This is a genomic window from Okeania sp. (genome assembly GCF_983059655.1).
Map to the genome: position 1 here is coordinate 2,706 of NZ_CEZPJD010000529.1, position 2,870 is coordinate 5,575.

A 2,870-nucleotide genomic window follows, 5' to 3' on the forward strand; every position below is an offset into this window, starting at 1 on the left:
CCTTCTGCCTTCTGCCTTCTTCAATATAGTTTGAATGCTGAACAGCTTATGAGTATAAATGTTTATTTCATCCGTCACGGTATAGCTGCAGATGCAGAAAATTATCCCACAGATGCAGAACGTCCTTTGACAGAAACAGGCGATCGCAAAACTCAAAAAATTGCTCAACAACTCAAAAAATTAGGTCTTCATTTCAATCTAATTCTCACTAGCCCTCTAGTTAGAGCGCATCAAACTGCTAAAATCCTTCAAGAAAATAAATTAAGTTCTAAAGTAGAAGAATTTTTACCACTAGCCCCTGATGGTGAAATTAATATCTGGCTAAAATGGCTAAAAACATGGCAACCTCAAGAAAATAGAGAATTAGCCCTTGTAGGCCATCAACCAGACTTAGCAAATTGGGCAGAAATTTTAATCTGGGGAGAAGCTAGACAAGTATTGATACTAAAAAAAGCAGGAGTTATAGGTATTTCCTTACCTGAAGTTGGTTCACCAGTAGGTAATAGTGAAATGTTTTGGTTGACACCACCAAAATTTCTACTTTAGGGAAGAAGTAAGAAGGAATAAGGAATAAGGAAAACTACTACGTTATCTGAGCTTTAAACTTTGGAACTATCCGCGCCTTTTGCTTCGACTGCTATAATTTTTATTTGATGATCATTTCGGCGATATATCGGGCATAAAGTGGCAATGTCTACCACGTATAAATGATCTTTAGATGACTAAAAATAACTGTATTATGGTTAGGAACGGAAATTAAATAAGACCGGGAAATTCTGGTTTATGCCGATGAAACCTCTTTAGCGTAATTAATTTTATCCGGCTTTATTTTATTCTCATTCCTTAATTAATGATCGTCGGTATCAAACACCAAATAAGGTATACCAATTTGATAACTGTTTTTTAAAAATGGTAGAAGAAAGAAGGAAGAAGGGGTAAATTTTGAAAAAAAGGGAACAAAGATAGATATAACTATCCCAAATGAACTGAAACAGCTATTTTTAAGCCTATCCGATCAATATCTACTTTTTTGTATCATTCTTTTTTCAAATTGGTAGTACTGCTATAAAAATAAAAATATAGGTTAAAATAAATTGCTAATACTCCATAATAAAATAGCAAGATTACACTAAAAAATAGCTAATGCTAGACATGATTATCATATTATATTAACTCATAAATATCGTGACTTTTAAGACAAGATTTGTGCTGAGATATTAAATTTCAATATTCGTCTATAAAGATTGTAAAAAGGCAATTTTTAGACTTGAGAATAGTTATATTTAGTAATGAAATACTTGACTGATGTTTGATGAAAAATTTTAATTTTTGCCTAGTTAAAAATCTCAGAAGCAATCATCTCCCATTATCATCTCCGATTTAAAGGTGGGAGTGTCAATAGCCAGAATTATTAATAAATTATTGTCAAAACCACAACACAACTAAGCTAGTTGATAATGTAAGTTGAGAATATTCTAACTAAGTAAAAGGTATAGTAATGTCTGTCGTCTGCATAGAATTTAAACCAGGTTTAGAAGGTGTTCCCGCTACCCAATCAAGTATCAGCTACGTCGATGGACAGCTAGGAGTACTGGAATACCGAGGCACTAATATTCAGGAACTAGCAAAAAAGAGTTCTTTTCTGGAAACAGCATATTTATTAATTTGGGGCGATCTTCCTAACAAAGAAGAATTAGAAAGCTTTGAACATGACATTCGCTATCACAGAAGAATTAAGTATAGAATTCGGGACATGATGAAATGTTTCCCAGAAACTGGACATCCCATGGACGCTCTACAGACTTCAGCAGCAGCTTTAGGTTTATTTTATTCTCGCCGTGCTCTTGATAACCCAGAATATATTAGGTCTGCAGTCGTTAGGTTACTGGCAAAAATACCAACGATGGTAGCTGCTTCCGAGTTAATGCGTAAAGGTAACGATGCTGTACAGCCAAAAGATGACCTGGACTATGCAGCTAACTTCTTATATATGCTGAATGAACGGGAACCCGATCCACTAGCAGCAAAGGTATTTGATGTTTGTTTGATTCTTCATGCTGAACATACTATCAATGCTTCTACATTCTCAGCTATGGTAACTGCTTCTACCTTGACGGACCCTTATGCGGTTGTAGCTTCGGCAGTGGGAACTTTGGCCGGACCTCTACATGGGGGAGCTAATGAAGACGTTATTACTATGTTGTCTGAAATTGGTTCGGTAGAAAATGTTAGGCCATATCTAGAAAAATGTTTGGAGACTAAGTCGAAAATTATGGGTTTTGGTCACAGAGTCTATAAAGTGAAAGACCCACGAGCTATTATTCTTCAGGAATTGGCAGAAAAGTTATTTGAAAAATTTGGCTACGACAAATATTATGAGATTGCTCTAGAGCTGGAAAAGGCTGTAGAGGAGAAATTAGGCCACAGAGGAATTTACCCAAATGTGGATTTTTATTCTGGTTTGGTTTATCGAAAATTAGGTATACCTAGCGATCTATTTACACCAGTATTTGCCATTGCTCGTGTAGCTGGTTGGTTGGCTCACTGGAAAGAACAGTTGACGGAAAATCGGATCTTTCGTCCTACACAAATTTATACAGGAGAGCATAATATTTCTTATACTCCTATTCAAGAACGTTAAGTATTTTAGAATTTAGAATTCAGAATTTAGAAATTGTTTTTCGACTGTCGCCGACATGAAATGCTACGGGACATGAAAAATGTAACTCCTCTGCAAAAAACAGTATGACAGAAGGAAAAAACGCATAGGTTTATAGCATAGATTGTTCATTCTGCACAGTATCTCAAAAGCAGCTTCGGGAAGATGTCAAAGGTGTGACTAAAAGTCATTATTAGGAGGAAACAATTAA

2 protein-coding genes are annotated in these 2,870 nt (G+C 35.5%); both read left to right on the forward strand.

Annotated elements, in window-relative coordinates; genetic code table 11:
* The first annotated feature begins 48 nt into the window (after positions 1-48).
* Positions 49-546: a phosphohistidine phosphatase SixA gene (gene sixA / locus AC3DU7_RS23485; protein ID WP_488041718.1), complete on the forward strand. Its 498-nt coding sequence runs from the start codon at positions 49-51 to the stop codon at positions 544-546.
* A 952-nt stretch (positions 547-1,498) separates the two neighbouring features.
* Complete coding sequence (locus AC3DU7_RS23490) at positions 1,499-2,641, forward strand: citrate synthase (RefSeq protein ID WP_488041717.1); 1,143 nt, start codon at positions 1,499-1,501, stop codon at positions 2,639-2,641.
* Positions 2,642-2,870 lie beyond the last annotated feature (229 nt).

Excerpts from the sequence above, each read along its gene's own strand:
- sixA (WP_488041718.1), top strand. The coding sequence starts at position 49 with ATGAGTATAAATGTTTATTTCATCCGTCACGGTATAGCTGCAGATGCA.
- AC3DU7_RS23490 (WP_488041717.1), top strand. The coding sequence starts at position 1,499 with ATGTCTGTCGTCTGCATAGAATTTAAACCAGGTTTAGAAGGTGTTCCC.